The 25,158-nt window shown below is 71.1% G+C and carries 26 protein-coding genes and 1 pseudogene; 8 read left to right on the forward strand and 19 right to left on the reverse strand.

Annotation, left to right across the window (positions count from 1 at the left end; translation table 11 throughout):
* Positions 1-6 precede the first annotated feature (6 nt).
* From ABZ877_RS27150 to ABZ877_RS27200, 11 genes are all read right to left on the reverse strand, one after another.
* Positions 7-906 (reverse strand): LysR substrate-binding domain-containing protein, encoded by a 900-nt coding sequence (locus tag ABZ877_RS27150; RefSeq protein ID WP_361075727.1) that lies wholly within the window; start codon positions 904-906, stop codon positions 7-9.
* On the reverse strand, positions 903-1,517 hold the full coding sequence (gene leuD, locus ABZ877_RS27155) for a 3-isopropylmalate dehydratase small subunit (RefSeq protein ID WP_361075730.1): 615 nt from the start codon (positions 1,515-1,517) through the stop codon (positions 903-905). The genes ABZ877_RS27150 and leuD overlap by 4 nt, the downstream gene beginning before the upstream one ends.
* A gap of 26 nt (positions 1,518-1,543) precedes the next feature.
* Entirely contained in the window at positions 1,544-2,944 is a 1,401-nt protein-coding gene (gene leuC / locus ABZ877_RS27160; protein ID WP_361075733.1) for a 3-isopropylmalate dehydratase large subunit, read from the reverse strand.
* Between the two features lie 198 nt (positions 2,945-3,142).
* Complete coding sequence (locus tag ABZ877_RS27165; protein ID WP_361075736.1) at positions 3,143-4,189, reverse strand: TauD/TfdA family dioxygenase; 1,047 nt, start codon at positions 4,187-4,189, stop codon at positions 3,143-3,145.
* A 2-nt stretch (positions 4,190-4,191) separates the two neighbouring features.
* Positions 4,192-5,325, reverse strand: coding sequence for an aspartate kinase (locus ABZ877_RS27170; RefSeq protein ID WP_361075740.1), 1,134 nt, complete (start codon positions 5,323-5,325; stop codon positions 4,192-4,194).
* A complete protein-coding gene (locus ABZ877_RS27175; RefSeq protein ID WP_361075743.1) occupies positions 5,322-6,365 on the reverse strand; it encodes an aspartate-semialdehyde dehydrogenase in 1,044 nt (347 codons plus the stop codon). The genes ABZ877_RS27170 and ABZ877_RS27175 overlap by 4 nt, the downstream gene beginning before the upstream one ends.
* On the reverse strand, positions 6,362-7,345 hold the full coding sequence (locus ABZ877_RS27180) for a DMT family transporter (protein WP_361075746.1): 984 nt from the start codon (positions 7,343-7,345) through the stop codon (positions 6,362-6,364). The genes ABZ877_RS27175 and ABZ877_RS27180 overlap by 4 nt, the downstream gene beginning before the upstream one ends.
* 40 nt (positions 7,346-7,385) lie before the next feature.
* Entirely contained in the window at positions 7,386-8,327 is a 942-nt protein-coding gene (locus tag ABZ877_RS27185; protein ID WP_361075749.1) for a transporter substrate-binding domain-containing protein, read from the reverse strand.
* Between the two features lie 106 nt (positions 8,328-8,433).
* Positions 8,434-9,786, reverse strand: a complete 1,353-nt coding sequence (locus tag ABZ877_RS27190) for a methylaspartate mutase (RefSeq protein ID WP_361075752.1) — start codon at positions 9,784-9,786, stop codon at positions 8,434-8,436.
* Positions 9,783-10,250, reverse strand: a complete 468-nt coding sequence (locus ABZ877_RS27195; protein WP_361075755.1) for a cobalamin-dependent protein — start codon at positions 10,248-10,250, stop codon at positions 9,783-9,785. The genes ABZ877_RS27190 and ABZ877_RS27195 overlap by 4 nt, the downstream gene beginning before the upstream one ends.
* 206 nt (positions 10,251-10,456) lie before the next feature.
* Entirely contained in the window at positions 10,457-11,365 is a 909-nt protein-coding gene (locus ABZ877_RS27200; RefSeq protein WP_361075758.1) for a LysR family transcriptional regulator, read from the reverse strand.
* Between the two features lie 181 nt (positions 11,366-11,546).
* Between ABZ877_RS27200 and ABZ877_RS27205 the strand changes: the two genes are divergently transcribed.
* On the forward strand, positions 11,547-11,795 hold the full coding sequence (locus ABZ877_RS27205; RefSeq protein ID WP_361075761.1) for a type II toxin-antitoxin system prevent-host-death family antitoxin: 249 nt from the start codon (positions 11,547-11,549) through the stop codon (positions 11,793-11,795).
* Positions 11,796-11,858: 63 nt separating this feature from the next.
* Positions 11,859-12,248, forward strand: a pseudogene (locus ABZ877_RS27210) (ADP-ribosylglycohydrolase family protein); the annotation flags it as partial.
* A gap of 18 nt (positions 12,249-12,266) precedes the next feature.
* On the opposite strand, the gene ABZ877_RS27215 reads toward ABZ877_RS27210, so the two are convergent.
* Together ABZ877_RS27215 and ABZ877_RS27220 are read right to left on the reverse strand one after the other, a co-directional pair.
* A complete protein-coding gene (locus ABZ877_RS27215) occupies positions 12,267-12,668 on the reverse strand; it encodes a helix-turn-helix domain-containing protein (protein ID WP_361075764.1) in 402 nt (133 codons plus the stop codon).
* A 16-nt stretch (positions 12,669-12,684) separates the two neighbouring features.
* A complete protein-coding gene (locus tag ABZ877_RS27220) occupies positions 12,685-13,137 on the reverse strand; it encodes a replication/maintenance protein RepL (RefSeq protein WP_361075766.1) in 453 nt (150 codons plus the stop codon).
* Between the two features lie 938 nt (positions 13,138-14,075).
* Here ABZ877_RS27220 and ABZ877_RS27225 point away from each other — a divergent pair.
* Positions 14,076-14,432 carry a hypothetical protein gene (locus ABZ877_RS27225; RefSeq protein WP_361075769.1) on the forward strand — a complete coding sequence of 119 codons (357 nt, stop codon included), beginning with the start codon at positions 14,076-14,078 and terminating at the stop codon, positions 14,430-14,432.
* Positions 14,433-14,473: 41 nt separating this feature from the next.
* Here the strand turns inward: ABZ877_RS27225 and ABZ877_RS27230 are convergent, their stop codons facing one another.
* Complete coding sequence (locus ABZ877_RS27230) at positions 14,474-15,460, reverse strand: helix-turn-helix transcriptional regulator (RefSeq protein WP_361075772.1); 987 nt, start codon at positions 15,458-15,460, stop codon at positions 14,474-14,476.
* A 146-nt stretch (positions 15,461-15,606) separates the two neighbouring features.
* Here ABZ877_RS27230 and ABZ877_RS27235 point away from each other — a divergent pair, with 146 nt between their 5' ends.
* Together ABZ877_RS27235 and ABZ877_RS27240 are read left to right on the forward strand one after the other, a co-directional pair.
* On the forward strand, positions 15,607-16,119 hold the full coding sequence (locus ABZ877_RS27235) for a hypothetical protein (protein ID WP_361075775.1): 513 nt from the start codon (positions 15,607-15,609) through the stop codon (positions 16,117-16,119).
* Between the two features lie 23 nt (positions 16,120-16,142).
* Complete coding sequence (locus ABZ877_RS27240; RefSeq protein WP_361075778.1) at positions 16,143-16,748, forward strand: response regulator transcription factor; 606 nt, start codon at positions 16,143-16,145, stop codon at positions 16,746-16,748.
* Positions 16,749-16,843: 95 nt separating this feature from the next.
* Here ABZ877_RS27240 and ABZ877_RS27245 read toward each other — a convergent pair whose 3' ends face one another.
* From ABZ877_RS27245 to ABZ877_RS27260, 4 genes are read right to left on the reverse strand one after another with little or no spacing between them, the layout of a single operon-like run.
* Complete coding sequence (locus ABZ877_RS27245; protein ID WP_361075780.1) at positions 16,844-17,959, reverse strand: 3-dehydroquinate synthase II; 1,116 nt, start codon at positions 17,957-17,959, stop codon at positions 16,844-16,846.
* Positions 17,931-18,845: a 2-amino-3,7-dideoxy-D-threo-hept-6-ulosonate synthase gene (locus ABZ877_RS27250; protein WP_361075783.1), complete on the reverse strand. Its 915-nt coding sequence runs from the start codon at positions 18,843-18,845 to the stop codon at positions 17,931-17,933. Before ABZ877_RS27250 ends, ABZ877_RS27245 begins: the two co-directional genes overlap by 29 nt.
* Complete coding sequence (locus ABZ877_RS27255; RefSeq protein ID WP_361075786.1) at positions 18,742-20,475, reverse strand: fatty acid--CoA ligase family protein; 1,734 nt, start codon at positions 20,473-20,475, stop codon at positions 18,742-18,744. The genes ABZ877_RS27250 and ABZ877_RS27255 overlap by 104 nt, the downstream gene beginning before the upstream one ends.
* A gap of 32 nt (positions 20,476-20,507) precedes the next feature.
* Positions 20,508-21,992 (reverse strand): multicopper oxidase domain-containing protein, encoded by a 1,485-nt coding sequence (locus ABZ877_RS27260; RefSeq protein ID WP_361075789.1) that lies wholly within the window; start codon positions 21,990-21,992, stop codon positions 20,508-20,510.
* 259 nt (positions 21,993-22,251) lie between these two features.
* On the opposite strand from ABZ877_RS27260, the gene ABZ877_RS27265 reads away from it, so the two are divergent.
* From ABZ877_RS27265 to ABZ877_RS27275, 3 genes are all read left to right on the forward strand, one after another.
* Positions 22,252-23,781, forward strand: a complete 1,530-nt coding sequence (locus tag ABZ877_RS27265; protein WP_361075792.1) for a SagB family peptide dehydrogenase — start codon at positions 22,252-22,254, stop codon at positions 23,779-23,781.
* A gap of 189 nt (positions 23,782-23,970) precedes the next feature.
* Positions 23,971-24,141, forward strand: coding sequence for a thiazolylpeptide-type bacteriocin (locus tag ABZ877_RS27270; protein WP_361075795.1), 171 nt, complete (start codon positions 23,971-23,973; stop codon positions 24,139-24,141).
* Positions 24,142-24,178: 37 nt separating this feature from the next.
* Complete coding sequence (locus tag ABZ877_RS27275; RefSeq protein ID WP_361075795.1) at positions 24,179-24,349, forward strand: thiazolylpeptide-type bacteriocin; 171 nt, start codon at positions 24,179-24,181, stop codon at positions 24,347-24,349.
* Positions 24,350-24,466: 117 nt separating this feature from the next.
* Here ABZ877_RS27275 and ABZ877_RS27280 read toward each other — a convergent pair whose 3' ends face one another.
* Positions 24,467-25,057, reverse strand: coding sequence for a hypothetical protein (locus ABZ877_RS27280; protein WP_361075797.1), 591 nt, complete (start codon positions 25,055-25,057; stop codon positions 24,467-24,469).
* Positions 25,058-25,158 lie beyond the last annotated feature (101 nt).

Here is a 25,158-nt window from a genome sequence, read left to right on the forward strand (position 1 = left end):
GCCGTCTCAGTGCACCGCAACGGGCCGCCTCCCCTGGTCGCTGCGGAGCGCCAGCGGCCGCGCCGCGTCGACGAACGCCTCCACCGCCGGGGAGCCGTGCGAGCCGAGCCGCGTCCCGAGCCCCAGGTGCCGTACGACGGCGGGCGACAGCGGCACCAGGCGCACGTCGGGCAGGACGAGCGGCAGGGCGAGGCGCGGCAGGACCGTCACGCCGAGACCGGCGCCGACCATGGCGAGCAGCGCGTTGATGTCCCGCAGATGATGGCCGACCCGGGGTTCGAGGCCGACCGTGCGGAACGCGGCCCGCACCAGCGTCTCGACCGCGCCCACCGGCATCAGGAACGGGTCGCCCGCCAGCTGGTCGATGCGCAGCTCCGGCCGCTCGCCCTCCGGGTGGCCGGGCGGCACCACCGCGACCAGCTCGTCCTGGAGCAGCGGGACCGTGGTCAGGCCCCGCTTGGGCAGGGTGACGATGCCGACGTCGACTCCGTTGCCGCGCAGCCACTGGGTGATCTGCGTGTCGCTGCCCTCGCGCAGCTCGATCTCCAACCGGGGGCAGCGCAGCGACAGTTCGGACATCACAGCGGGCAGCAGGCGGGCCGCGAAGCTCTGACTGGTGCCGATCCGCAACGGCCCCTCGGGCCCCGCCCCGGTGGCGCGGACGGCCCGCCGCACCCGCTCGGCCTGCACCACCATCAGCCGCGCCGGTTCCAGCGCGCGCTGCCCGGCGTCGGTCAGCCGGACCCCGGAGCGGTCCCGCTCCATCAGGGTCACGCCCAGCTCGGCCTCCAGACCGGCGATCGCGTGGCTGATCGCGGACTGGCTGATCTCCAGGGCGCGGGCCGCGTTGGTGAACGACCCGGTGTCGGCGATGGCGACGAACGCGGCGCACTGCGACAGCTTCATCGGTCCACCAGCGCCGGTACCGGCGTCCGCGTCACCGGCAGCGCCGGGCGCCTCCCTGCCTCGTAGCGGGCGATGTCGGCGGCGAAGCGCAGGGTGTCGTCGATGGCGTCGAGGCCGCCGAGGAGGCGGCGCCGCACGTCCTCGTCGATCGTGAACGGCTGGACGAGGTAGCCGCACCGCACCTGCTGCTCCGCCAGGTCGACGGTGACCTCCACCGACGGGTCGGCCTCCGTGAGCCGCCACAGGCGCTCCACCACCGCGAGCGGTACGACGACGGTGAGCAGGCCGTTCATCAGGGAGTTGCCCCGGAAGATGTCGCCGAAGCGGGGTGCGATGACGACCCGGAAGCCGTAGTCCTGGAGCGCCCAGACCGCGTACTCGCGGGAGGATCCTGTGCCGAAGTCGGTGCCCGCGATCAGGACGTCGGCGCCCTGCCGCTCGGGCCGGTTGAGGACGAAATCGGGGTCGGCGCGCCAGTCGGCGAACAGGGCGTCGGCGTGTCCGTCGCGGGTGGTGCTGGCGCAGAACCGGACCGGGATGATCTGGTCGGTGTCGACGTCGGTGCGGCGCAGCGGCACCGCGCGGCCGGTGTGCCGGATGAACTTCTCCATGGCGTGGGGCTCCGTCTCGAAGACGTCTACAGGTCGGCGGGCGAGGACAGGCGGCCGGTGACCGCCGTAGCGGCGGCCACGGCGGGCGAGACGATGTGGGTGCGCGACCCGCGGCCCTGCCGGCCCTCGAAGTTGCGGTTGTTGGTGGACGCGGCCCGCTGGCCGGGAAGGAGCCGGTCCTCGTTGAGCGCCGCGCACATCGAGCAGCCCGCGCCGATGCGGAAGTCGGCACCCGCCTCGGCGAACACCCGGTCAAGGCCCTCCTCGACGGCGCGCAGGCGGACCCGCGCCGAGCCCGGCACGATCATCATGTGCAGCCCGTCGGCGACCTTCCGGCCGCGCAGCACGTCGGCGGCGGCCCGCAGGTCCTCGATGCGGCTGTTGGTGCACGAGCCGAGGAAGACGGTGTCGACGGTGATGTCGCGCATCGCGGTGCCCGGCTTCAGGTCCATGTACTGAAGGGCCCGTTCGGCGGCGGCGCGCTCCTCGGCGCTCGCGAAGTCCGCGGCGGCCGGGACGTGGCCGTCGAGCGGGACGCTCTGCGCCGGGTTGGTGCCCCAGGACACGTACGGGCTCAAGGCGGACGCGTCGAGGGCGACTTCCTTGTCGAAGCGGGCGTCCGCGTCGGTGGCCAGGGAGCGCCAGTACGCGACCTCGGCGTCCCACGCGGCGCCCTCGGGCATGCCGGGGCAGTCCGCGAGGTAGGCGAAGGTCGTCTCGTCCGGGGCGATCATTCCGGCCCGTGAGCCGGCCTCCACGGACATGTTGCACAGCGTCATCCGGGCCTCCATCGACAGCGCCCGCACGCCCTCGCCGCGGTACTCGATGATGTGGCCCTGCCCGCCCGCCGTACCGACCTGGGCGATCAGCGCGAGGACGAGGTCCTTGGCGCCGACGCCCTCGGGCAGCGTCCCGCCGACGTTCACCGCCATGGTCTTCAACGGCCGCATGGGAAGGGTCTGGGTGGCAAGGACGTGCTCGACCTGGCTGGCGCCGATGCCGAAGGCGAGCGCGCCGAACGCGCCGAGCGTCGTGGTGTGCGAGTCGCAGCACACGATGGTCATCCCGGGCCGTACGAGGCCGAGTTCGGGCGCGATGACGTGGACGATGCCCTGGCCCGGGTCGCCGAAGCGGTGCAGCGGGATACCGAACTCGGCGCAGTTGGCCCGCATCAGCTCGGCCTGCCTGCGCCCCTCGCGGTCCTTGATGACGCGGTCCAGGGCGAGCGTCGGGGTGTTGTGGTCCTCGGTGCCGACGGTCAGGTCGGGGCGGCGCACCGTACGGCCGGCCGCGCGCAGCCGGTCGAACGCCTGCGGGGTGTTCACCTCGTGCAGCAGTTGCAGGTCCACGTAGAGCAGGTCGTCGCCGCCGCCCCCGCCCCGCACCACATGGGCGTCCCACGTCTTGTCCGCCAATGTCCTGCCCATGGTCTCCCTCACGTCGCTCCCCTGTGACTGCGGGTACGTAGATCATGGGGCGCCGTGCGGGCGAACGGGCGGGCCCGGCCCTGGCCCCCAGGGGCGTGACCGGTCGAGGCCACGGCGGCCCCGTACGCACGAAGGCCCCGTGCGGGGCCCGGGGTTTCCGGGTCCGGCACGGGGCGGCCGCGCGGGAGCGGCGGGGGATCAGTAGTGCACCCGCCGGTTGTCGTCCGTGACGCGGTAGCGCACGTTCCACAGGCTGCGGCGTACGTAGGTGCGCTGCAGCCAGCGGTCCTGTCCGTCGTAGCGGGCGGTGAACGTCGAGCGGGCGTGCACCCCCTTGCGGTTGTTGATCAGCAGGGCCTGTCCGGGGCGGAGGTGGACGCTGTGCGCGACCTCCCGGCACACCTCCTGGAGGATGTCGAGGGCTTCCCGGGCGCCGCTGGTGAGCGGGTGCACCCCGTTGGCGGAGATCGCGATCTCCGGGTACGCGGTGTGGCCGCTGATCATCGGCACCGGGTCGGAGAGGACCTCCTGGCCGTCGGCGACGTCGCGCACATAGCTGCCCGGCGCGTTGAGCCGGAACAGCGGGGAGCGCAGCGTCTCCAGGACCGTCGGGGGCAGCGCGGCGGAGATGTCGCGGGCGTCGGCGTAGAAGGTGCCGGCGACCCCGTCGTGGTCGGCGCGCAGGCAGCTCAGCACGAGGAAGTCCGGGTTGGCGACGTCGTAGCGGCCGATCACGTCGTGCATGATGTCGCTGTGGAAGTTCAGGAAGACCTCCGAGCCCTGGTTCGTCTGGGTCTTCGAACCGCCCGGCACCGGCACCACGTCGTGGATCAGCTGCCCGGCCTTCTCCGTCAGCACGCCCATCGGCTCGCCCAGCAGTCCGCTGAGGCCGAGCAGTACGCCCTCGGCGACGAACGAGGTCTTGTCGGTGCTGGGGCCGCCGTCCGTGGGGGTGCCCGGCAGCTCGGCGTCCACGGGGAGGTTGCTGACGAGGGCGACGCCCGGGGTGTCGACGTGCCGCCCGAAGTCCAGGACCTGCTGGAAGATGTCGGTCGGCAGCGTCGCGAAGATCTGCAGCAGCCTGGCCGTCGACCGGTCGATGTCGATGTTCGGATCAGGCAGCGCGGCCAACTGTTCGGACAGGGCGTCGCGCACGGCGTCGGGGAGTGCTATCTCGGCGAAGGTCGCGACGGTGCGGGGGGCGGTGGCGGTGGCCGGGACGCCGTGGTCGGTGGTCGCGGTCATGTTCAGACTCCTTGCATCTCTAGCAGGGGTGCGTGGGGGTCCGCGCTCGGGCGGTTCACGTGGTCGTGCAGGCGTTGCGACAGGTGCAGGGCGTCCTCCTCGTCCCGGGCCAGCTGGGTCACCACCTCGCTGCCGCGGATCGCGGAGACCGGGACACCCGCGAACTCGCCGGGGGTGATGCCGTTGCGCCGCTGGAACTCGGGAAGGTCCACGAAGCCGCCGGTGACCGCCACGAGCGGGCCCGACGCCAGCCGCACCACGTCGATGTTGGCGCCGTGGAAGGCCGCGTACGCCTGGTCGGCGAACTCGTGGCTCGCGTAGCGCAGGGCGGCGGAGCGCTGGTTCAGGACGACGGCGGCCACCGTGGAACCGGCGGCGCCGATCACCGTCCCGATGGTGAACGGGTCCCGGTTGTACCGGCACACGATCTCGATGCCGTGGCGCTGGGCGAGCCGCACCGACCGGCGGTGCAGCACCTTCGCGCCGTACAGGGACATCAGCGCCGCCGTGTTGTACGACACCTGGCGCAGCAACTGCGCGCCCGTGATCAGGTGCGGGTCGCTGCTGTAGATGCCGTCGACGTCGGAGTGGACCTCACAGCGCGGGGCGCCGACGGCCGCCGCCACCGCCACCGCGGACAGGTCCGAGCTGTTCTTGCCGAGCCAGGTCGGCCGGCCCTCCTTGTCGGCGGCCTGGCCGCCGGGCACCACCACGATCTCGTTCTCGGCGAGCGCGGCGCGCAGCGGTCCGGGGTCGGTGTGTTCCAGGCGGGCCCACATGAACGCCGAGTCGGTGGTCAGGCCGAGCTGGTGCCCGGCGAGGACGGTCGCGCTGCGGCCCGTGCGGTGCAGGGCGGTCGCGAGGAGCTGGGCGCCCACGGTGTCGGCGAGCGTCAGCAGACCGGCGACCGTCTCGTCCTCCGGGTGCGCGTTGACCTGGCTGAGCCGCTCCCGGAACTGCTCGGTCTCGCCCGGCTGGCCGCTCACCACGACCACCATGCGGGTGTTCTCCTGCTCCACCCGGCGCGACAGCGCCTCGGCGAGCTGTCCGTACGCGGCGAGGGTACGGAAGCTGGAGCCGCCGAACTTCACCACGACGGGCGGCTTGACGTGCGCCGCGGGCGCGTTGGCCGTCACACCGTCCCCCGTGCGATGAGCTCCTCCGCGATCTGGATCGCGTTCAGGGCGGCGCCGATGGTGAGGTTGTCGGCGACCAGCCAGAGCCAGAAGGCGCGCGGGTTGTTGGGGTTGACCCGGACCCGCCCGACATGGACCCGGTTCGGGTCGTCGATCGTGGCCGGGGTCGGGAACTGCCGCACCTCGTCGAGGTCGTGCACGGTCACCTCGGGCAGCGCGGCGAGGACCTCGACCAGCTCGGCGCGGTCCACGACGCCCTGCGCCTCGATCCAGACGGCCTCCGAGTGCCCGGTGACCACGGGGACGCGGACGCAGGTGGTGGTGACGTCCAGGTGCGGGATGGAGAGGATCTTCCGCGACTCCTGGAGCATCTTCTGCTCCTCCAGCGTGAAGCCGGTCTCCAGGAACCGGTCGATCTTCGGTATCACGTTGAAGGCCAGCGAGGGCGTGAACTCCTTGCTGGGGTAGGGCTCGTCGGGCCGCTCAAGCGCGGCGCGGCTCGCGTCCTTCAACTCGTCGACGCCCGGGTGACCCAGGCCCGACGCGGCCTGGTAGGTGCTGACGACGGCCTGCCGCACACCCCACCGCTGCTCGATGCCCTTCAGGAGCCGGACGAGCGGGATCGTGGAGCAGTTCGGGTTGGCGATGACGCCGGACTTCGGCCGCCGGTCCAGCTCGTGCGCGTTGACCTGCGGGACGACGAGCGGGGTGTCCGGGTCCATGCGGTAGGCGATGGTGTTGTCGATGACGAGGGCACCGGCCGCCGTCGCCTTCGGCACCCACTGCTGGCTGGCCTCCGTACCGGCCGAGAAGAACGCCAGGTCCACGGTGGAGAAGTCGAACTCGTCCACCGCGTGTACGGGATAGGCGACGCCGTCGACGGTGAGTTCGGTGCCGGCCGAGCGGGCCGAGGCGACCAGCTGCACCGAGCGGTAGCGGAGCCCGCGCTGCTCGATCAGGTCGATGAGCGTGTTGCCGACGGCTCCCGTCGCCCCGACGATGGCGATGCGCGGCGCGCTGGAATCGGTGACGAGCGTCATCGGGTGCCTCCGGAGGGGATCGTGACCTGGGTGTCGGTGGTGGTGGTGTCCTGGGTGGCCGGTGCCGCCACGGGCTTGGGCTGCCGCTTGAAGGACCAGCCGAGGTTGATGCCGAGGCTCGCGGCGACGATCAGCGGGATGCCGAGCGCCTGGAGCAGGCTGACGCTGTGCCCGTACACCGCCCAGTCCATGAGCATCGCCACGGCCGGGTAGACGAAGGCGAGTACGGCGATCTTCGGCGTGGGCAGCTTCTGGTACGCCGAGTACATGAGGACGTACATCACGCAGGTGTGGATGAGGCCGAGGCCGACCAGCCAGCCCCAGTCGGCGCCGAGGTCCTTCGTCTCGGACAGGGACGTGAAGGGCAGCAGCAGGAAGATGCCGAGCACCAGCTGGACCAGCGCGACCAGGTGCGGACGCACCCCGGTGACCCGCTTGGTGATGACCGTGGAGACGGCGTAGAAGACGGCGGCGAGCAGCGCGTAGCCGAGACCCGCCAGGTAGGAGCTGTCCCCGCTGCCCGTCAGATCGGACGCGGAGACGCCCGCGACGAGGATCAGGCCGACGAAGGCGATGCCGAGCCAGCCGAACTTGGTGGCCGTCAGCTTGTCGCGGAAGAGCAGCGCGCCGAGCAGCATCACGTAGAACGGCTGCGTGTGGTAGACGACCGTCGCCACCGAGATGGACGTGCCCTCGTAGCTCTCGAAGAGGAACGCCCAGTTGAAGACGATGAAGACGCCGCCGAGCGCGGCGAGGCCCAGCTTCTTCGGCGTGAAGTTGTGGTTCTTGAAGAAGCCGCGCACCAGGCAGTACAGGCCGAGCGCGGCGGTGCCGAACAGGCAGCGGAAGAAGACGACGTTGAAGGGGGACGCGCCCGATTCGATGACGAAGACGCCGAGGGTGCCCGAGAGCACCATGGCGAGGGTCAGCTCGGTCGCTCCCTTCTTCTCCGTGCCCGGGGCCCGGGTGTCGGTACTCATGAGAATGCCTTTCGCAGCAGGTGGGAATCGGGGGTCGGGCTCAGTGGAGGGGCACGGCGTACTGCAGGCCGCCGCGCGTGTACAGCTCGTTGAGACCGCGCGGCACGGCGAGTCCCGAGGCCGTGCCGAGGTTGCGTTCGTAGACGTCCGCGTAGGTGCCGACCGCGTCGAGGACCCGCGCCGCCCAGCCCTCGTCGAGGCCGACCGCCGGGCCGTGCGCGCCCGCCGCCTCGGCCGCCTGCGCGAGGGCCTTCTCGCGCTCGCCGACCTCGTCGACGTGGAACTCGGCGGAGACGAGGAGTTGCAGCACCCAGCGGCACAGCCGGAACCAGGCGGCGTCGTCGTCGCGGACGGCGGCGGCCATCGGCTCGCGCGAGATGGCCGCATCGAGGATGACGTGCGCCGACGGGTCCGGCAGCGCCGCCCGCTCCCCGGCGAGCGCCACCCGGTCGAGGACGTAGGCCGCGCAGTCGCCGCTCGCGTAGCCGGCCAGCGTCGCCGCCGGGGTCGGATGGGCGACCGGCTCCACCGCGAGGCCCCGGCCGCCGTACCAGGAGGCCAGATTGGCGGCGCTGGTCGTGCCCGCCTGCACGGCGACCTTGCGCCCGTTCAGCTCCTCGGGGCGGGTGATGCCGCTGTCGGCGCGGACGAGGAACCCTTCGCCGTCGTAGCAGGTCACCCCGGCGAACAGCACCGGCAGCGACGCTTCGCGGCCGAGCGTCCAGCTCACGTTGGCCACGGTCAGCTCGGCGTCGCCGTCCGCCAGGTGGGAGAGCCGGTCCGCCGGATCGGACGAGACCCACTCGACGGCGTCCGCGTCACCGGCCGCCGCCGCGGCGACCGCCCGCGCCACATCGGCGTCGAGCCCCGACCAGCGGCCGTCGTCGCCGCGCAGCGACAGGCCACGGATGCCACGGCTCACCACCGCGCGCAGAGCGCCGCGACGGCGTACCGAGTCGAGGGTGGGTGTACGTGTGTTCACGACAGGCTCCTCGGGTGGGTCGGGTAGGGACGTACGGAGGGGAAAAGGTGGCCGCGGGCCCGCAGCCGCAGCGCCCGGACCCGGCGCCGGGCCAGCGCGGGGAGCGTCATGCCAGCTCCCGGGGGTGCGGGCGGGCCGCGTACTGCACGCTGCGCAGATGGCCGTGGGTGAGCTGCTCGCCGTCGAAGCGCCGCTCGTTGAAGCCGAGCATGGTCAGCAGCCCCTTGGCGCTCACCGGCCGCGCGCTGCCCCGCTCCACGCGCAACGGCATCCGCCCCGGCTCGGCCCACTGGAGCATGCCGCGCGCGTCGACATAGGCCCGCGACTTGTTGGCGTTGTCCTGGTGCAGGCAGTACGGGACGTCGAGCAGACCCCGCTCGAACGCCTTGACCAGCGCCTCGCCGACCGTCGGCGCCAGTTCGAGCGTGGCGTCGATGAGCAGCCGCGCCTCCTCGTAGATCCCCGAGTCGGTCGCGACGACGGCCTGCCCCGCACGCCCCGCCTCGTCACGGGCGATGGACTCGGCGAATTCGAGCGCGTCGACGTTCTCGGCGATGGTCGGGATGCGATGCGCCTCCGCGGGCGTCTTCACGATCAACCGCTCGCTGCCGCTGCGGACCGCGAGCCGCACACTCTCCTCGAGAATCCGGTACGAGCCGGTGGGCGTCCGGGGGAAGACACCCATGAACGTGTAGAGCACAACATGCCAGGTCGCCTCGCCGAGGCGTTCACCGGCGAACCGGCGCAGCGCCGCGATCGCCTCCAGATCCTGCCCCGGATGCGTCTGCTGCGCGTAGCTCAACGAGATGTCGCTCAGCCCGTGCTCCCGGAAGAACAGGGCTTCGAGCACGCTCAGCGCCACCAGCAGGCTCGGCGGGCACAACTGCCCCAGCATGCAGCCGCCGAAGCTCTCCAGATGCATCGGCTCGGGCTGCTCGGCGATCAGCTCGCAGCACCGGGCCCACGCCTCGACCGCCCGGCTGATCGGGGCGCGGCTGTAGGGCAGGCAGTACGAGACCGGGCCGCCCTCGGTGGCGTCCACACCCGCTTCGACCATGGCCTGGAACAACGGATACGGCAGCGCCGAACCATGCCGCACCTGAACGGGGAACTCAGGTCCGGACACGGAGTCCAGCAGCGCCCGCGTCGTCTCCGCCCCATGGGCGACCAGCGGAAACCCGTTCAGCTCGGCGCCCGTACGCAGCGCCTGCCGCGCGGAGTCGTGGTCGTTGACCCGCGTGTAGCTGTCCAGGGTGATCGTGCCGATGGCCGAGGCGTCGGCGCGCCGGACGCCGAGCAGCCCCTCACGCATCGTGGCCAGATCGGCGAACCCCATACGGGGCTGCACGACGAGCCGGCCCTGCGCGTGCATCGCGTGCACATAGCGGGAAAAGCGCCCGCCATTCTTCTGCGGGCCCGCGACGGACCCCCTGTGGGACGCCTGCGTCAACTCGCTCATGCCGCCGCCTCCGAGGAAAGGAGGGCGGGCCTCGAAGAGGTGCTGTCGAGCGTTTCGAGGAATTCCTGAAAACCCTCGATACCGCCATCGGCCTCGAACACCGCGTCATAGCCACTGAGGGAGAGTTCTTCGGCGAACACGATGTTGTCGGCGCCGCGCACCCCGAGTTTCCCACCGATGACCACACGCAGTCCGGAGAGTTCGGGATGGCTTCTTATCCGGCGGATCAGCCGCAGCCCGTCGAGGTGCCCATGCCCATTGACCGTACTGATGACCAGCACGTCCGGGGCGGAGCGCAGGCACTCCTCGATGATGAGATCGTCGGGGACGCAAGCCCCCAGATTCACCACGTGGGCTCCCTGTTCCTCAAGCAGAAGCTGCAGAAAAACGAGATTCCACATGTGGGCGTCGGAGGACACGCTCGACACGACAAAGCGCTTGGACGGAAGCATGACCTGGGACATGTCGATTCCCTCTGGTGTGTAACTGGGACTCTAAAAGTCTCTGCGGCGCCCGACAGAAAATCCAGGATTCCACTTCGGCGAAACAGATGGCCCAGATCGCCTCAACCGATCGATGAAGCTAATCCATTCATGCGCAACATGAAAAAGCCTCATGAATAGGCGACGGCGGGCTGATGGATGCCTGATGCCGGATGCGTGCGAGCCGACTAGGACTCCCGGCCCTCCTGATATTCGCGGCTGAGGAAGTCGATGACCTTCTCCACGAACACCTGCCGCTCCCGCGAGAGCTGCGCCCCCTTGCGCCACGCGAGCTGCGTGTAGAGCACGAAGGGCACCTCCCAGGCCAGCGGCACGAGCACGCCCGAGGACAGCTCGTCCAGGACGGTCATACGGGGCAGGAGACTGACACCGAGACCCGCGCCGACCCCGCGCTTGATCGCCTCGATGTTGCCGAACTCCAGGAACGGCACCGGCTCACCGGAGCCGTCGTTCAACTCCGCCTCCAGCAGCTCCCGGTAGGCGCAGCCGGCCTCCGGCGCGAGAACCGACTCCAGACGCAGATCGTCCGTGGCCACCTTCGCCTCCCCGGCCAGCCGGTGCCCCGGCGCGGCCACCACGACCATCTCCTCCGCGCCGAGCACCTCGCTGTGCACACCGGAGTGCTGCGTCTCCGCCTCCATCAGGAAGCCCGCGTCGAACACGCCCTGGCGCAGGGAGTGCAGCGTCTCGGCGCACAGGCTCGGCCGCAGCGCGATCTGCAGGCGCGGGTAGCGGTGGTGGAAGTACTCCAGCACCGCAGGCATCCGGTAGGAGGTGATGCTCTCCATCGTCCCGATCGTCAGCACGCCCTCGGGCTGGGCGTCGGGCGAGGCCGCGCCACGCGCCTCGTCGGCCAGCGAGAGCATCTGCCCCGCGTACGGCAGCAGCCGCGTACCGGCGGGCGTCAGCTTCACCTTCCCGCCGACCCGCTCGAACAGATCACTGCCGAGCGACACCTCCAGGTTCTTGATCTGGGCCGTCACACTGGACTGCGCGTAATTCAGTTCGGCCGCGGCACGCGTGAAACTCCCCAGCACGGCCACACGGTGAAACGTGCGAAGTTGACGGATGTCCATTGCTCTCTCCCGGTGCGCTACGTGGAATCGACCCACGGTGGACGACACACCGAGCCTGCCGACCGGCCCCGGCCCCACGGAAGAAACACGGGCTGGCACACACTGCCCACGACACGTATGTGCCGGGGCCGACACGCGGAACGGCCGGTGATCAGCATCGGCCCCTTGCCATCATGAGGACATGACCGAAGTGACGCCCAGCCAGGCGCGCCCCGACCCCGCCGCTCTCGTCCGCCGGGCCGCACACGCCCGGGAGACCATCGCGCTCACCGACGGCCACGTGCCCGCACGCCTCCTCTCACCTCAGGTGAGGGAGGATCTCGAGGACGCGCTGGCAATCGCCGAGCGTGAGCGACGCGCCGCTCAGGGGGTTCCGGGGGAAGCGATCGGTCACGACGAGGTCGGACGCATGCTGGGCCTGCGTCCGTGACCGTGGTCCGCCGACGTCGGCGCCGGTGAAGCGGCCCGCGTTACCGGGCGGCGCGCGGTTCCCGGTGCCCGGCGTTGGCGGCGAGATGTGCGGAGGCGGCCCGACCACCGCGCCCGCTACGCCACGGTCCTCGCCCCCGACTGGCACCCCGACCAGGCAACGGAGTTCAACGGCGCCGTCTGGCCCTGCCTGGGCTCCGCCGTCTGGGCCCTGCGCACCACCACCGGCTTCGAGGACGCACTCCGCGCGGCGATCGACCTCGGCGGCGACACGGACACCGTCGCGGCGGTCACCGGAGGCCTGGCCGGGGCGTACTACGGCCTGACCGCCATCCCCACCCGTTGGACCCAGCCCCTGCACGTCCCGCTCCCAGGCTCCGACGGCCAGACACTCCAAGCGCAAGACCTCCACCACTTGGCCCAGCGCCTCCTGGAGGAGGGGCAGCGTCGCTGACGACGTGAATGCCGACGGTCAGGACGCCACGGGGTGGAGTCCACCTCGGCCTTCCTTCGGAGGACGGCGAACGTAGTCAGGGACGTTGATCGGCGGCGGCCCGCCGACGGCGAGCTGCTTGTTCATCTCCAAAGTGAGTTCCGTCTGGCTCTCGTAGCCCGCCACCGCCGGATTGAGGGCGTAGCGGTGCCCGCGGCCGCCTCCTGAGCGAATGACGATCCCGCGGTCGACCAGGAGGGCCATGGCCCGACTCATCGATGCCTGGCCGACACCGAGGACGGCGTCGATGTCGGCCTGTCGCATCTCCACACTGCCGCCGGGCTGCTGCTTGTCCACCATCACGGACAGCACGTCGATGGCGGTCGGCGTCAACTGGAGGCGGTGCAGCATCGCCAACAGGCCTGTCGTACTGAACAGCACAGCTGGATCCTTCCGGTCAGCCGACGTCGGAACGGGCGAACAGAGTGAGTTCGGGGCCGAGTTCGTCCGGGAACCGCGTGTCGAGGTCCAGGGCGCGCAGCTCCGCGAGAAAGTCGCGCTGCTCTGCCCCGTTGCCGTTGTAGGCCACCCGGGGGTTGAGCTCGTAGGAGCCGCGCTTCACCTTCCGGATCAGGTTTTGCGAGCACAGAGCGTCCAGGGCATGGCCCACGCTGGTACGTGCCACTCCTACCTCCTCCGCGATCTCGGTACGAGTGACTGAGTTGTGCATCATGCAGTAAGGGAGCACGCGGCGTAGGAAGTAGTCACTGACCAGGGAGTAACCCTCAGCCCCGAGCATGTCGTGGGGTGGCCTGCGGTAGACGGTGGCCTTGACCTCATGGACGGGCCCGGCACCGAACTGTTCGGCGATCAGCTTGGCGAGGTCCGTGCCGTGGTCGCCCGCCCGCACTGGGCTCAGCCAGTAGGAGCGACATTCCAGACGTCGGCAGGCTCCAACTAGGTGACGGGGGACGCTGGCGAGGGCGTAAATCTTGCGCCTAGCCGCAACTTTTGGAGTGGAGTTGCGGATGAGCGCAACTTTCGGAGCCCAACGTCGGCCCCCAGCGACATTCATCCCGAGTGAATGTCGGCCGCCGCCGACATTCGGTTTCGCAAAGCCGCAGGTCATCGGCTTGATTTGCGGTGTCTCTCTTAACCAAAGAGCTGTTCTTCGTCATCCGTTCGCTGCCGACACTTACTTCGTGCCCCGTCGATGGCTGAGCAGGCTTCGCGCGCGGCACCGTCGGCAAGGCAGCGGTCGTGGGCGGCACCAGCGGCTCTGAGTCTCGGGTGGTGGCGACCGTGACGAACAAGCAACAAGGAAGCGTGGCTGAGCACGGTGGGTGGCTCCGCTGCCCGGCCCTGGGGGCCGATCAGCTCGACTACCTCCGCACCTCTCGTCGTCAACTGCTCTGCTCCGGGGTGCCGTTCTGTGGCTGGCCTCTCCGCTCCGGTCACGTCGGTCACGTGACGGGCGGGCGTGCGAGGCGGCACGGAGAGTCCAGTACTGCTTGAGTTCCGGTGCGATTTTGCGCCGAAAGCAAAGGAGCAGTGGATTTCTGGCCGTGCGGGTGCTCGCTCGGTGACGTCCAAGAGCGGCGCGTCAGGAACCGGCCAATCTCGACGTGAAGCGCCTCGCCGACAGGGCGCGGTCCGTCCAAGCGGTGTCGCGGCACAGCGCGGCAGTTCCCTGCCAGGCAGCTTCCTGACCTCGTGTGATGCGGACAGGGGTGGGGGCGGGGTGGTTTTCTCTTCTCAGCGGCCGGAAAGCGCGGGGAACGCGGACCGGCCCGGGGGAGCTGAAGCACCACTGGCTCCATGCGCACTGTCGTGAACAAGTCTGACCGCATGGAATGGAGACCTGTCGTGGCCCGTACCAACCGTTGTATCTCCGCCGTTCTCACTGTCGCCGCCGGTGTGCTGGCCGGCATGGCCTGGGCGGCGCCCGCTCAGGCCGCCGATGTGGCGGGGCAGGCGCCGCAGGCCACGACCCAGGACTTCGCCTGGCCGACGCCGCCCTCGGGCCGCCCGGGCGCCGGTGTGTTCTCCGGTGTGCGGGACGGGCTCGACTCCGCGTCGGACTTCGTGTGGCCCATCGACCCGAGGAACGCGCCCGGCGACTTCGTCTGGCCGGTCGACCCGAAGAACGCCCCGAAGGACTCCACGAACGACTTCGCGTGGCCCACACCCCCGGCCAGGCCGTGATCCGCGTACCCGGGGGGAGTGGGCGTCCGTCGTCGGATCCGTCAGATCCACTGGCGGCGGGCCGCCTGGACGCCCGCCTCGAACCGGCTGGACGCCCCGAGCCGTTCCATGAGTTCGGCGACGATGCGCCGCTCGGTGCGGACGCCGATGCCGAGGGCGCGGGCGACGGCCTCGTCGGTGAGGCCGGTGGCGAGGAGCTGGAGCAGTTTGCGTTCCTGGGGCGTGAGTTCGGCCCCCTGGTCGGCGGCGGACAGCTCCTGGTGGAACGGCGACGCGTGCTCCCAGTACGCCTCGAACAGGGCGCGCATGGCGAGCACCACGGGCCGGCTGCTGAACACGAGCGCCGACGGCCCGGTCTGGCCGGGCAGTCCGGCGACGACGGCCGCGGTCGTGTCGACGATGAGCAGCCGCATGGGCAGCGTCGGGGACGTACGGATCTCGCTGTGGCGCTCGGCCATCCACTGCGCGTGCGCCCTGGTCACGCGGTCGTTGGTGACGCTGTCGAGGTAGATGGAGCGGAACCGGACGCCGCGGGCGAGCGCCTGTTCGTTGAGCGGCCGGGCCGCCTCGATCGACTCCTCGGTCAGTCCGCCCACGGGGTGGAAGGCGAGGGACTCGTGGCGGCAGGACTCGGCCAGGGCCTCCAGGCGGATGCGGATGTCGTCGACGTTGTCGAGCTCCTCGGTGCCGTCCGTTCCGGGCCGGCTGGAGGTGGCGTACTCGGCGGCGAGTGCGGCGAGCGCGGCCCGGTTCTGTTCGATGCGCTGCTGGCGCCAGGCCAGTTCGTCCTGCTCGCGCTGGAGGAGGACCTTCAGGCCGAGCGAGGGGTTGACGGCGCGGAGTGCTCCGGGTGAGTCCCGTGAGGGGGCCAGGAGCGACAGGTCGGACAACCGGTCGAGGGCCGATTTCACGCAACTGAGATCGATGTCGAGGAGCTGGGCGAGCCTGTCGGGATCGTGTTCCTTGTGGAACAGGATGGCCCGGTACACGCCGAGCGTCTCTTGGTCCAGCGCTGATGACTCGGCCACGTGGTGTCCCCCTGAACCGCACGTATGGTGCCGGCCGTTCGCACCCGCCGTCTCATGCGGCACGAACGGCAGACGCGGGGGATCGTCGCGATCGACGCCCCCGTGATCGTTCACATATTCGTCACACTACCCGTTCGGGAGTATCGGTGTCCCATTCAACGACCTACCCGCTTCCGCCCCTCGCGGACGCCGTCGTCCTCGTCGTCGACGCGACCGCGGGCGTGGGCCGGCGCATCGCCACGCAGTTGTGCGCGGCGGGCGCGGCGGTGGCGGTCGTCGGCGCGGGGCACCCGGGGCGCGCGGACGACGCCGCCACGAACGCGGCGTTCCTCTGCAAGGAGCTGGCGGACATCGGCCTGGTCGCGCTGCCCTACCAGGTCGACACCGAGCGGGCGGAGACCTTCCGGGCGCTGCCCGGGCAGATCGCGGCGGACCTCGGCACGGCCACCGCCTGCGTGGTGGTGATCCCGGCGGGTGACGCGGCCGAGTCGTTACCGGCGGCCATGCGTGTCGTGGCCGGTGCGGTCGCGGCGGCGCTCCCGCCCTCCGCCACGTACGTGGAGGTCGAGGCGGTCGAGGACATGGAGGGCCAGGAGAGGCTGGTCCAGGAGGTCATGGGGCGGCTGGCCGCCCGGAACAGTTCGCGTCCGCGCTGTTGACGCGTCGTCATGGGGGAAACGCTATGTCCATACGTCTGGTCGTCGCCGGCGACCACCAACTCGTTCTGGAAGCCTTCGCCGAGACGCTCAACGGCATCGACGGCCTGACGGTGGTCGGTCTCGCCACGTCCTGCGACGCGGTCCTGCCGGCGGTCGAACGGCACCGGCCCACCGTGCTGCTGCTCGGCGAGCCCACGCTGGGCGGCAGGGCGCTGCAGGTCGCCATGGAGGTGCGCAGTCTCCACCCGCAGTGCGGGGTCGCGCTGATGGTGGGGGCGGCGACCCCGTCGGTGGTGGACCGGGCGGTCGCCGCGGGCGCGCTGGGCGTCGTACCGAAGAACGCCCGCCTGCCGCAGCTCGTCACGACGCTGATGGGCGTCGCGGGCGGCTGTCTGACCGTCGATCCGTCGCTGCTGCGGCCCGCCGACGCCGGGGAGTCGTCCCTGAGCACGCGGGAGACGGACGTCCTGCGCCTGACCGCGAGCGGGGCGACGGTGAAGGAGATCGCGGGGGAGCTGTTCCTCGCGGCGGGCACCGTACGCAACCTCACCTCGGCCGCGATCAAGAAGCTCGGGGGACGCAACCGGTTCGACGCGGCACGGATCGCCGGGGAGCACGGACTGCTGTGACACCGACCCGGACCGCACATGCGCCGGCCCCGGCACGAGGCGTGCCGGGGCTGGGCGGAACACTGCGAACGCTGACCCTGCTTCTTCGGGCAGGACTACTTCTCCAGGCAGAACTCCTGGATCGGGTAGCCGACATGGCGGTCCGCGGTCGGCAGGTGGCCGAGGATGCGGTCGCCCGGCTTCAGCTCGGTGGAGTTGAGCACCGCCGAGCCGGGGCCGAGGACCCGCACGTGCCAGTCGTCCTGGAGGATCAGGTTGACGGTCTGGCCGCTGGGGGCGACGGCGTCGATGGAGATCAGCGGGCGGGTCTCGATCTTGACGCGGCCGACGGAGACGGGCCGGGTGCGGCCCTCGACGTCGACGGCGAGGACCTTGCTGCCCGCGTGCAGCTCGCTGAGGTAGTTCGTCCGCCCCTCCTCGGAGACGGTGTACGAGTGCAGCGCCCCGGCGTTGACCCGGAACGGGCGGGTCGGCATGTACGGCAGCGGGTGGGTCTCGCTGACGCACAGGACCATGCCCTTGGAGTGCGAGCCGACGAGGATGCCCTCGTCCTTGCGGAAGTGCGTCGTGGTGTCGACGCAGGCCCGCTCGCCCATGCCGATGTGGGTGGTGGCGGTGACGGTCAGCTCGACCAGGTCGACCTTGCCGGCGCGGGCGGTCGCCGCCCGGCGCAGCGCGGTGGCGTCGCCGACCTTGGTGCCCCGCATCAGCACACCGTCGGAGCCGAGTTCGAGGACGCCGTAGACGATCTCGGCCTCGTCGGTGTCGGCCGCCGTGGTGATGATCGAGCCCGGGGCGCCCGAGGCCGCCGCGATGACGATCTCCAGCGGGATCTTGGTGGGGTCGCGGAAGTCGAGGACGGCCCACGGCTCCAGGCGGGCGGCGAGGCAGGCGTCCTCCAGGGTGTCGGCGTCGACGATCTCGACGTACCGCCCGAACTGGACGTCCGGGTGGGCCTTCTCCAGCGCGGCCCGCTCGTCCTTGCCGCCCTTGACGACGACCAGGTCGGTGGCGCCGAGGTCGGCGGGGACGGCGTCGGGCCCGGCCTCGTACAGCAGGACCTTGCGGACGGTGGGCGGCAGGTCGGCGAAGGCGGCCGGGTCGGCGGCGACGATGCCGTCGATCCGCTGGTGCATGGCCTCTTCGAGGACGGCGGCGGTGGCGTCGCCGGCGTCGCGGATGTCAAGCCAGCACAGTTTGGCGTCCGTCATGATGCGGGTCTCCTGTCAGGTCGGGCAGGTCGGTCAGGTGGTCGGGGGTCAGGCGCACGGTCGGGTCGGCGTCGGCGGCCGGGAAGCCGACGGTGCCGAAGTGCTGTTCGGGGAAGTGGTGGATCAGCCGGGCCACCTGGGCGGCGAGCCGCCTCGGGTCCGCGGCCTGGAAGATGTTGCGGCCCATCGCCACCCCGCCCGCGCCGCCCGCGAGGGCGCCCTGGACGTAGGTGAGGACGTCCCGCTCGGTGGCCATCGCGGGGCCGCCCGCGACGAGTACCGGCACCGGGCAGGCCGCGGTGAGGTCGAGCATCTCCGCGGTGGAGCCGAGGAAGACGGTCTTGACCAGGTCCGCGCCGAGGTCGGCGGCGACGGTGACGGCGTGCGCCACCATGCCGGGGTCGCGCGGGTCGGTGACGCGCGGGCCGCGGGCGTAGACCATGGCGAGCAGCGGCAGGTTCCACCGGTCGCAGGCGTCGGCGATCCGTCCGAGGTCGCCGATCTGCTGCCGTTCGTCGTCCGAGCCCACGTTGACGTGGACGCTGACCGCGTCCGCGCCGAGCCGCAGGGCCTCCTCCACCTGCGTGACCATGTACTTGGCGTCGGGGTCCAGGGCCTGGCTGGTGGAGGCGTTGAGGTGGATGATCAGCGACATCGCGGCGAACCGCTCCGGGCTGATGTGGCGGACGCTGCCCTTGTGCACGACGACCGCGTCGGCGCCGCCGGCGGCGAGCTGCCCGGCGAGTTCGTCGAGGGTCGTGCCCTTGGGCACCACGGGTCCGTCACTGATCGAGTGGTCGAGCGGGGTGATCATCAGGCCGGCCGTGCTGTGGCGGTAGAGCCGCCGCAGCCGCAGGGACCGGGCGAAGTGGCCGTATCCGGTCATGGAGCGCCCTTTCTGTTGCGCGGGTCGGTGCGCCGGTCGGCGCACCGCGTCCCGGTGAACCGTCGCGCGGGGCCGCGGGCCGGGCCCGTACGGGGACGGCCATGGAGCGCAGCCGCGCGCGGTCCGGTTTGCCGGACGGGGTGAGCGGCAGCCGCGGCCACACGGACACGGCGACCGGGGCGTGTTCGGGCGTCAGCGTCGCCGCGACGTAGTCCCGCAGGTCGCAGGAGGTGCGGTCGGCGCCGGAGTGCAGTTCGACGGCGGCGTGCACCTGCTCGACGAACTGCTCGTCCCGCACCCCGAACACCGTCGCCTGCCGCACCTGCGGGTGCTTCATCAGCGCCGCCTCGATGGCCGCCGGGTCGAGCTTCAGACCGCCGTGCTTGATGACGTCGCCGACGCGGCCGTCCAGGCGGAGGTAGCCGTAGCGGTCCCAGTGGCCGAGGTCGCCGGTGCGCAGCCAGCCGTCCTGGTACGTGGACCCGGTCAGCTCCGGGTCGTTCAGATAGCCGGCCGAGACGGTGGGGGAGTCGACCCAGATCTCGCCGCTCTGCCCGCGCCCGAGCGGGGTGCCGGTGCCCGGTGCCCGGATCTCGACGCGCACCCAGGGGAAGGGGCGCCCCGCCGAGCCGAGCAGTTCGGGTTCGCGGTGGTCCAGCGGGTTGAGGCTGCTGATGCCGCCCGCCTCCGTGGTCCCGTACACCTGGATCAGTACGTCACCGAAGACCTCGACAGCCTGCCGGACCCGGTCGGGGGCGGCCGGGGTTCCGCTGTAGGTGATGCGGCGCAGGGACGACAGGTCGTAGGAGGTGATCAGTGGGTGGTCGAGGAGCCGGTACAGGTGCGGGACGGCCAAGTACACGTCCGTCACGCCGTGTTCGGCCATCGCTTCGAGGGTGGCGTCGGCGTCGAACTCGTCGTGCAGGACGACGCTGCCGCCGCCGCACAGCACCGCGTCGGCCATCGGCGCCGTGGTGTGGCTGATGGGGGTGACGGACAGGAGTGTCGCCGGTCCCGCCGCGTCGAGCCCGTCGGCGAGGCGGCCGACGAGGTGTTCACGGGTCCGGTAGCGCTGCCCGACCATCTTGGGCCGGCCGGTGCTGCCACTGGTGAAGTCGACGACCGCGAGGTCGTCGGGGCGCGGCGGCGGGGTGTCGGGCACGGTGCCGGAGGAACCGGCCGCCGTACGGGGGATCGCCAGGACGGTGAGCCCGGGGCGGCGCAGGGTGAGCCATCTGCCGCGCGCCGCGCTGTCCTCGTCGGTGTCGTCCACGAGCAGCAGCGGCACGTCCAGGTCGGCGAGGAGCTCGGCCTGCGTGGACAGGGTGAAGGTCTCCGTGTCCGTGCGCGGGTTCATCGAGCGGATGTAGACCGAGGTCGCGCCGAGCAGATGGGCGGCGTAGCGGGAGCTGAGCATCGACGGGTGGTTGGGGCCGGTCAGGATGGCGACGGTGGTGCCGGGCCCGACACCGTGGGAGCGCAGCAGGGCGGCGCAGCCCAGGACCGACGCGCGCAGCTCGGCGGCGGTCACGGCCGTGCCGGGGCGGCGCAGGACGATCCGCTCGGGGTCGCGGCCGAGCGCGGCGAGCACGCGCCGGGTGTACGGGCGGGAGAGGGGCGGGGAGTCCATGGTCCTCCTTTCTTCTTTCGGACCGCCGGTGGTCAGGCGATCTTGAGCTGCGCCATCATTCCCATGGCGCTGTGGTCGATCATGTGGCAGTGGTACGGGTAGACACCGCGGTGCGAATCGAAGGTGAGCTGGAGCTTCGCGGTCTGCCCGGGGAACAGCAGGACGGTGTCCTTCAGGCCCGCCTCGGCGGGGTAGGGCGGCTGTCCGTCGCGCTCGATGATGCGGAACTGCACCAGGTGCATATGGAAGTTGTGCGGGATGGTGGCGCTCTTGTTGGTGACCGTCCACACCTCGGTGGCGCCCCACTGGACGTGGGTGTCGATGCGGTCGGGGTCGAAGGTCCTACCGTTGATGTACGCCTGGTGGCCGGTGCCCGGCTCGTCCATCGTGAGGTCGAAGGAGCGCTCCACGGTCGGCGTGGGCAGCGCGGGCAGCGTGGCGAGCTGGGCCGGGACGCGGCTGGTGTCGGGGGTGCGTTCCCCGACGTCGAACCGCATGACCTGGCCGACGAGGTCGGTCGGGCCCGGCCCCAGCATGTTGGCGAGGACGAGCTGCGTGCCGGGCGCGTACTGCGCGAAGTCGACGACGAAGTCGATGCGTTCCCCGGGGGAGAGCACCAGGACGGGCGTCTCGGCGGGAGCCGCCAGGAGACCGCCGTCGGAGCCGATCTGCTGCACCGGGTGCTGGGTGGTGCTGCCGTCGGACAGGGCGAGGACGAAGATCCGCAGGTTGCAGGAGTTGACGAGCCGGAAGCGGTACTTGCGGCCCTCGACCTTCAGATACGGCCACGGCCTGCCGTTGACGAGGATCGTCGTACGGTTCTCGGCGTCGTCCATCGTGTAGACCATGGCCGCGTTCTCATCGAACTGCGCGTCGCGCAGGACCAGCGGGACGTCGTACTTGCCCGACGGCAGGCCCAGCCGGTCCTCCGCGGCGTCACTGAGCAGGTAGAGACCGGAAAGGCCCCGGTAGACGTGCTCGGACTCCATGTGGTGGGCGTGGTCGTGCGTCCACAGGGTGGCGGCCGGCTGCTTGTTCTCGTAGACGTACGTGCGCCTGCGGCCCGGCGCGATGGTGTCCATCATCCCGCCGTCGTGCTCCACCGGGTTGTTGCCGCCGTGCAGGTGCACCGACGTCGGCATGTCGAGCGCGTTGACCTGCTCGACGACGGCTGTCCTGCCGCGCCGGGCGCGGATCGTCGGGCCCGGGAACGAACCGTTGTAGGTGAGGACGTCGGTGCGGGTGCCCGGCAGGATCTCCTTGCTCGCGCGCCGCATCGTGACCCGGTAGTGGTCGGCGCGGGCGGTCCTGCGGTACGGGGCGAGGACCGGCGGCACCGTCAGCGGCACCGAGAACGGCGCGACGGCCGTAGGAGCGGCGGGCGCCGTGCCGGAGGCCGCTGCCGCCGCGGCCGGCTGCCCCGAGGCGAGGGACTGGAAGACGCCGCCCGCGGCGCCGACCGCCCCGACGGCACCGGTGGTCAGACCGAGGCGTATCGCGTGACGACGAGTGAACACGGCTGTCTTCCTTGTCCCTTGAGGATGGAGTGGGGATGATCCGGCCCGTGGTCGGGCCGGGTGAATTCGTGTTCCGAGCTTGCGCCGCGCACGCCGGATCTCCGAGCGAAAACCCCCCGCCCCTTGCATGTGTCACGTGCACTCATGACCCGGGTCATGTGCGGGAATGGTGACTGTCATTCCGTGCGTACGGGGCCGGGGCCGCCGGTGTAGCGGACGTCAGAGTGGCTTCATGAATTCCGTACCTGTTTCCCCACCCGTGAGAAATGCGCCCGGCGGGACCGCCCGGGCGCTGCGCACCGACGTACAGGTCGTCTTCGACGAGACCACGGACACCGCCGTCCTGCGCGCACCCGTCAGCTCCCTCGTGCTGCGCCCGGTGCGCGGCGCCGTGCGCACGGTCCTCGACCGGCTCGCCGAGGGAAGGCCGCTGCCGCACGAGGAGCTCTGCGAAGGGCTCGACGCCGCCGGCCGCGAGCGGGCCGCCGCACTCCTCAAGCGAGCCGGGCACCTCCTCGCCCACAGCGTCCTCACCCACGAACCGCCCGCACAGAGAAGGGAGTTGCTTCGTCTGGAGCCGACGGCGCGGGACGCCCGCCGACGGGTTGCGCCCGTCACGGCCGACGCGCGGGTGCGCCTGTCCCGGTTCGCCCTGTGCCGCACCCGCGAGGACGTCCTCGTCCTGGAGTCACCGCTGGCGAAGTTCCGCGCCGTCCTCGCCGACCCCGCCGCACGGCAACTCGTGGCCGCCCTCGGCCTGCCCGGCACCGCCGCCCGGTCCGGAGACGGTACGGGGCTGAGCGCGGCGGAGACGCTGGACGTCCTGGCGCATCTCGTCGGCGCGGAGCTGGTCGAGGTCGCGGGCGCCGACGGGGCGTTCCCCTCCGACACCGAGCCGGTGCTGCGCCAGTGGGACTTCCACGACCTGCTCTTCCACTCCCGCATCCGCTCCGGCCGCTTCGACGAGGCGTTCGGCGCCCTGTACCCCTACCGCGGCGAGATCGAGCCACAGCCCGCCGTGAAGCCGCCGCCCGCGGGCCCCGCGGTCGATCTGCACCGGCCGCACCGCGCCGACCTGGACGCCCGCGACCCGTCCCTGACCGCCGCCCTGGAGACCCGCAGATCCCACCGCACGTTCGGGCAACGCCCGCTGACAGCAAAGGAGTTGGGGGAGTTCCTGTACCGGGTGCAGCGCATCCGCGTGCACCACACGCCGCCCGACGCGACCGACCGCGACGAGGTCGTCTCCCGCCCCTACCCGAGCGGCGGCTCCCTGTACGAACTGGAGCTGTACGTCACGGTGCTGCGCTGCGAGGGCCTCACGCCCGGCGTCTACCACTACGACTCCTACGGGCACCGCCTCGTCCTCGTCAACGAGTCCGCGGAGGACCGCCGCGACCTGCTCGGCGTGGCCTCGCGCTCGGTCGGCTTCGACGTCCACCCCGACGTGCTGTTCACGGTGACCTCCCGGTTCCAGCGCATGGCGTGGAAGTACCGGGCGATGGCCTACGCGACGACGCTGCGCCACACCGGTGTGCTCTACCAGACCATGTACCTGGTGGCGACGGCGATGGGCCTCGCGCCCTGCGGCCTCGGCAACGGGGACGCCGACCTCTCCGCCCGCGTCCTCGGCCTGGACTACCTCCAGGAGTCGTCGGTCGGCGACTTCCTGCTCGGCACCCCCGGGCCGGACGCCGGCATACCCGCGCGGCCCGGCAGCGAATGGCACATGGTGAACAGCCCCGAATGGGCGGTGCCGGCCGCAGGTAATACGTCACCCGGCGCGTGATAAATGTCAGCCGGAAGCCGGGGGGTCTGGTGCGGCGGTGACGGTTCGAGCAAGATGAATTCAGAGCCGGACGGGAAAAGCGAAAACCCGCTGAAACTCCCGGCGCGGGGCTCCCGAATTCCGGTCTGCATTCCACGCAGTATTTCCACGCAGTATTCCACGCACCATTGCGACCCAAGGAGAAGTCACATGACCGCCAAGGACATCAAGAACGCCGACGAGCAGGCCTTCGACGGCTTCGACGCGGACGAGCTGGAGACCCTCGAGGTCGCCGACGGCGTCGCGCTGCCCGAGATGGGCGCCTCCAGCGGCTCGATCGGCACCTCGTCCTCGTCCTCCAGCACCTGCTCGGCCTGCTGACCCACCCCCTCCACGGATCCCGGAAAGGACCACAGACATGACCGCCAAGGACATCAAGAACGCTGACGAGCAGGCCTTCGACGGCTTCGACGCGGACGAGCTGGAGACCCTTGAGGTCGCCGACGGCGTCGCGCTGCCCGAGATGGGCGCCTCCAGCGGTTCGATCGGCACCTCGTCCTCGTCCTCCAGCACCTGCTCGGCCTGCTGAAGTGGCGTGATGCGCGGTACCGCGTGAGAAACGCGATCAAGGATGCGCCTGTCCGGCCGGTCGGCCGGTCGGGCACATCCTTGCGTGCGTACGGGGTCGGTTCAGGCGGCGGCGGTGTCAGCCGCGCAGGGCCAGGTGGTAGGCGGAGGCCCACAGGACGACGGCGGAGACCAGGCCCACCACGACGCGCACGGTCTCGTCCGTGACGCCGGCCGCGTAGAGGACCAGGCCGACGACGGCCGCCACGGTGAGCAGCGCGGCCGTCCACCTGTACTGCCACTGGTCGTACAGGCGCGACAGCGGGAAGAAGTGCAGGCCCACGACGAGCGCGATGCCCACGGGGATGAGCCCCGGACGGCCGGCGGCGTTGGACGCCGCGATCACCGCGAAGATGGCCACCAGTTCGACCGAGTTGACGATGCCCACCCCGCGCGCCCACTTCTCGGGCAGGTTCACGGTCCGGGGCGAGGGGGCGGCGCTGCGCCGGTATCCCAGGTAGAGGGCGTCGGCGGTCACCAGGACGGCCGCGACCTCGATCGCGACCGGTACGGGATCCGTGCCGGAACCGGTGCCGGAGGCCCCGGCGAAGGCCCACAACAGGCCGAAAACGGACAGGACAAGGGCGCCCCTGCGGCGCAATGTGCGGGTGAGCGCGAGGCATTCGGCGTCCGCCGAGGCTGTGGGGGATGGCGTCGTCGTGGGCGTCATTGGTGGAGGATACATCGGTCCTCCACATACGTCACGGAAAGCGTGACGTATGTAAGGCGCCGGGCCCTCTTTCCTTCCGCCGCCAATTCACGGCATCAAAA

Origin of the sequence: Streptomyces sp. NPDC046939, from assembly GCF_040644575.1 — a bacterium.
GTDB lineage: Bacteria > Actinomycetota > Actinomycetes > Streptomycetales > Streptomycetaceae > Streptomyces.

Excerpts from the sequence above, each read along its gene's own strand:
- ABZ877_RS27195 (WP_361075755.1), bottom strand. The coding sequence starts at position 10,250 with ATGTCCCAGGTCATGCTTCCGTCCAAGCGCTTTGTCGTGTCGAGCGTG.
- ABZ877_RS27280 (WP_361075797.1), bottom strand. The coding sequence starts at position 25,057 with ATGACGCCCACGACGACGCCATCCCCCACAGCCTCGGCGGACGCCGAA.
- ABZ877_RS27190 (WP_361075752.1), bottom strand. The coding sequence starts at position 9,786 with ATGAGCGAGTTGACGCAGGCGTCCCACAGGGGGTCCGTCGCGGGCCCG.
- leuD (WP_361075730.1), bottom strand. The coding sequence starts at position 1,517 with ATGGAGAAGTTCATCCGGCACACCGGCCGCGCGGTGCCGCTGCGCCGC.
- ABZ877_RS27250 (WP_361075783.1), bottom strand. The coding sequence starts at position 18,845 with ATGACCGGATACGGCCACTTCGCCCGGTCCCTGCGGCTGCGGCGGCTC.
- ABZ877_RS27200 (WP_361075758.1), bottom strand. The coding sequence starts at position 11,365 with ATGGACATCCGTCAACTTCGCACGTTTCACCGTGTGGCCGTGCTGGGG.
- ABZ877_RS27175 (WP_361075743.1), bottom strand. The coding sequence starts at position 6,365 with ATGACGCTCGTCACCGATTCCAGCGCGCCGCGCATCGCCATCGTCGGG.
- ABZ877_RS27180 (WP_361075746.1), bottom strand. The coding sequence starts at position 7,345 with ATGAGTACCGACACCCGGGCCCCGGGCACGGAGAAGAAGGGAGCGACC.
- ABZ877_RS27255 (WP_361075786.1), bottom strand. The coding sequence starts at position 20,475 with ATGGACTCCCCGCCCCTCTCCCGCCCGTACACCCGGCGCGTGCTCGCC.
- ABZ877_RS27205 (WP_361075761.1), top strand. The coding sequence starts at position 11,547 with ATGACCGAAGTGACGCCCAGCCAGGCGCGCCCCGACCCCGCCGCTCTC.
- ABZ877_RS27225 (WP_361075769.1), top strand. The coding sequence starts at position 14,076 with ATGGAATGGAGACCTGTCGTGGCCCGTACCAACCGTTGTATCTCCGCC.
- ABZ877_RS27240 (WP_361075778.1), top strand. The coding sequence starts at position 16,143 with ATGTCCATACGTCTGGTCGTCGCCGGCGACCACCAACTCGTTCTGGAA.
- ABZ877_RS27245 (WP_361075780.1), bottom strand. The coding sequence starts at position 17,959 with ATGACGGACGCCAAACTGTGCTGGCTTGACATCCGCGACGCCGGCGAC.
- ABZ877_RS27275 (WP_361075795.1), top strand. The coding sequence starts at position 24,179 with ATGACCGCCAAGGACATCAAGAACGCTGACGAGCAGGCCTTCGACGGC.
- ABZ877_RS27270 (WP_361075795.1), top strand. The coding sequence starts at position 23,971 with ATGACCGCCAAGGACATCAAGAACGCCGACGAGCAGGCCTTCGACGGC.
- ABZ877_RS27165 (WP_361075736.1), bottom strand. The coding sequence starts at position 4,189 with ATGACCGCGACCACCGACCACGGCGTCCCGGCCACCGCCACCGCCCCC.
- ABZ877_RS27150 (WP_361075727.1), bottom strand. The coding sequence starts at position 906 with ATGAAGCTGTCGCAGTGCGCCGCGTTCGTCGCCATCGCCGACACCGGG.
- leuC (WP_361075733.1), bottom strand. The coding sequence starts at position 2,944 with ATGGGCAGGACATTGGCGGACAAGACGTGGGACGCCCATGTGGTGCGG.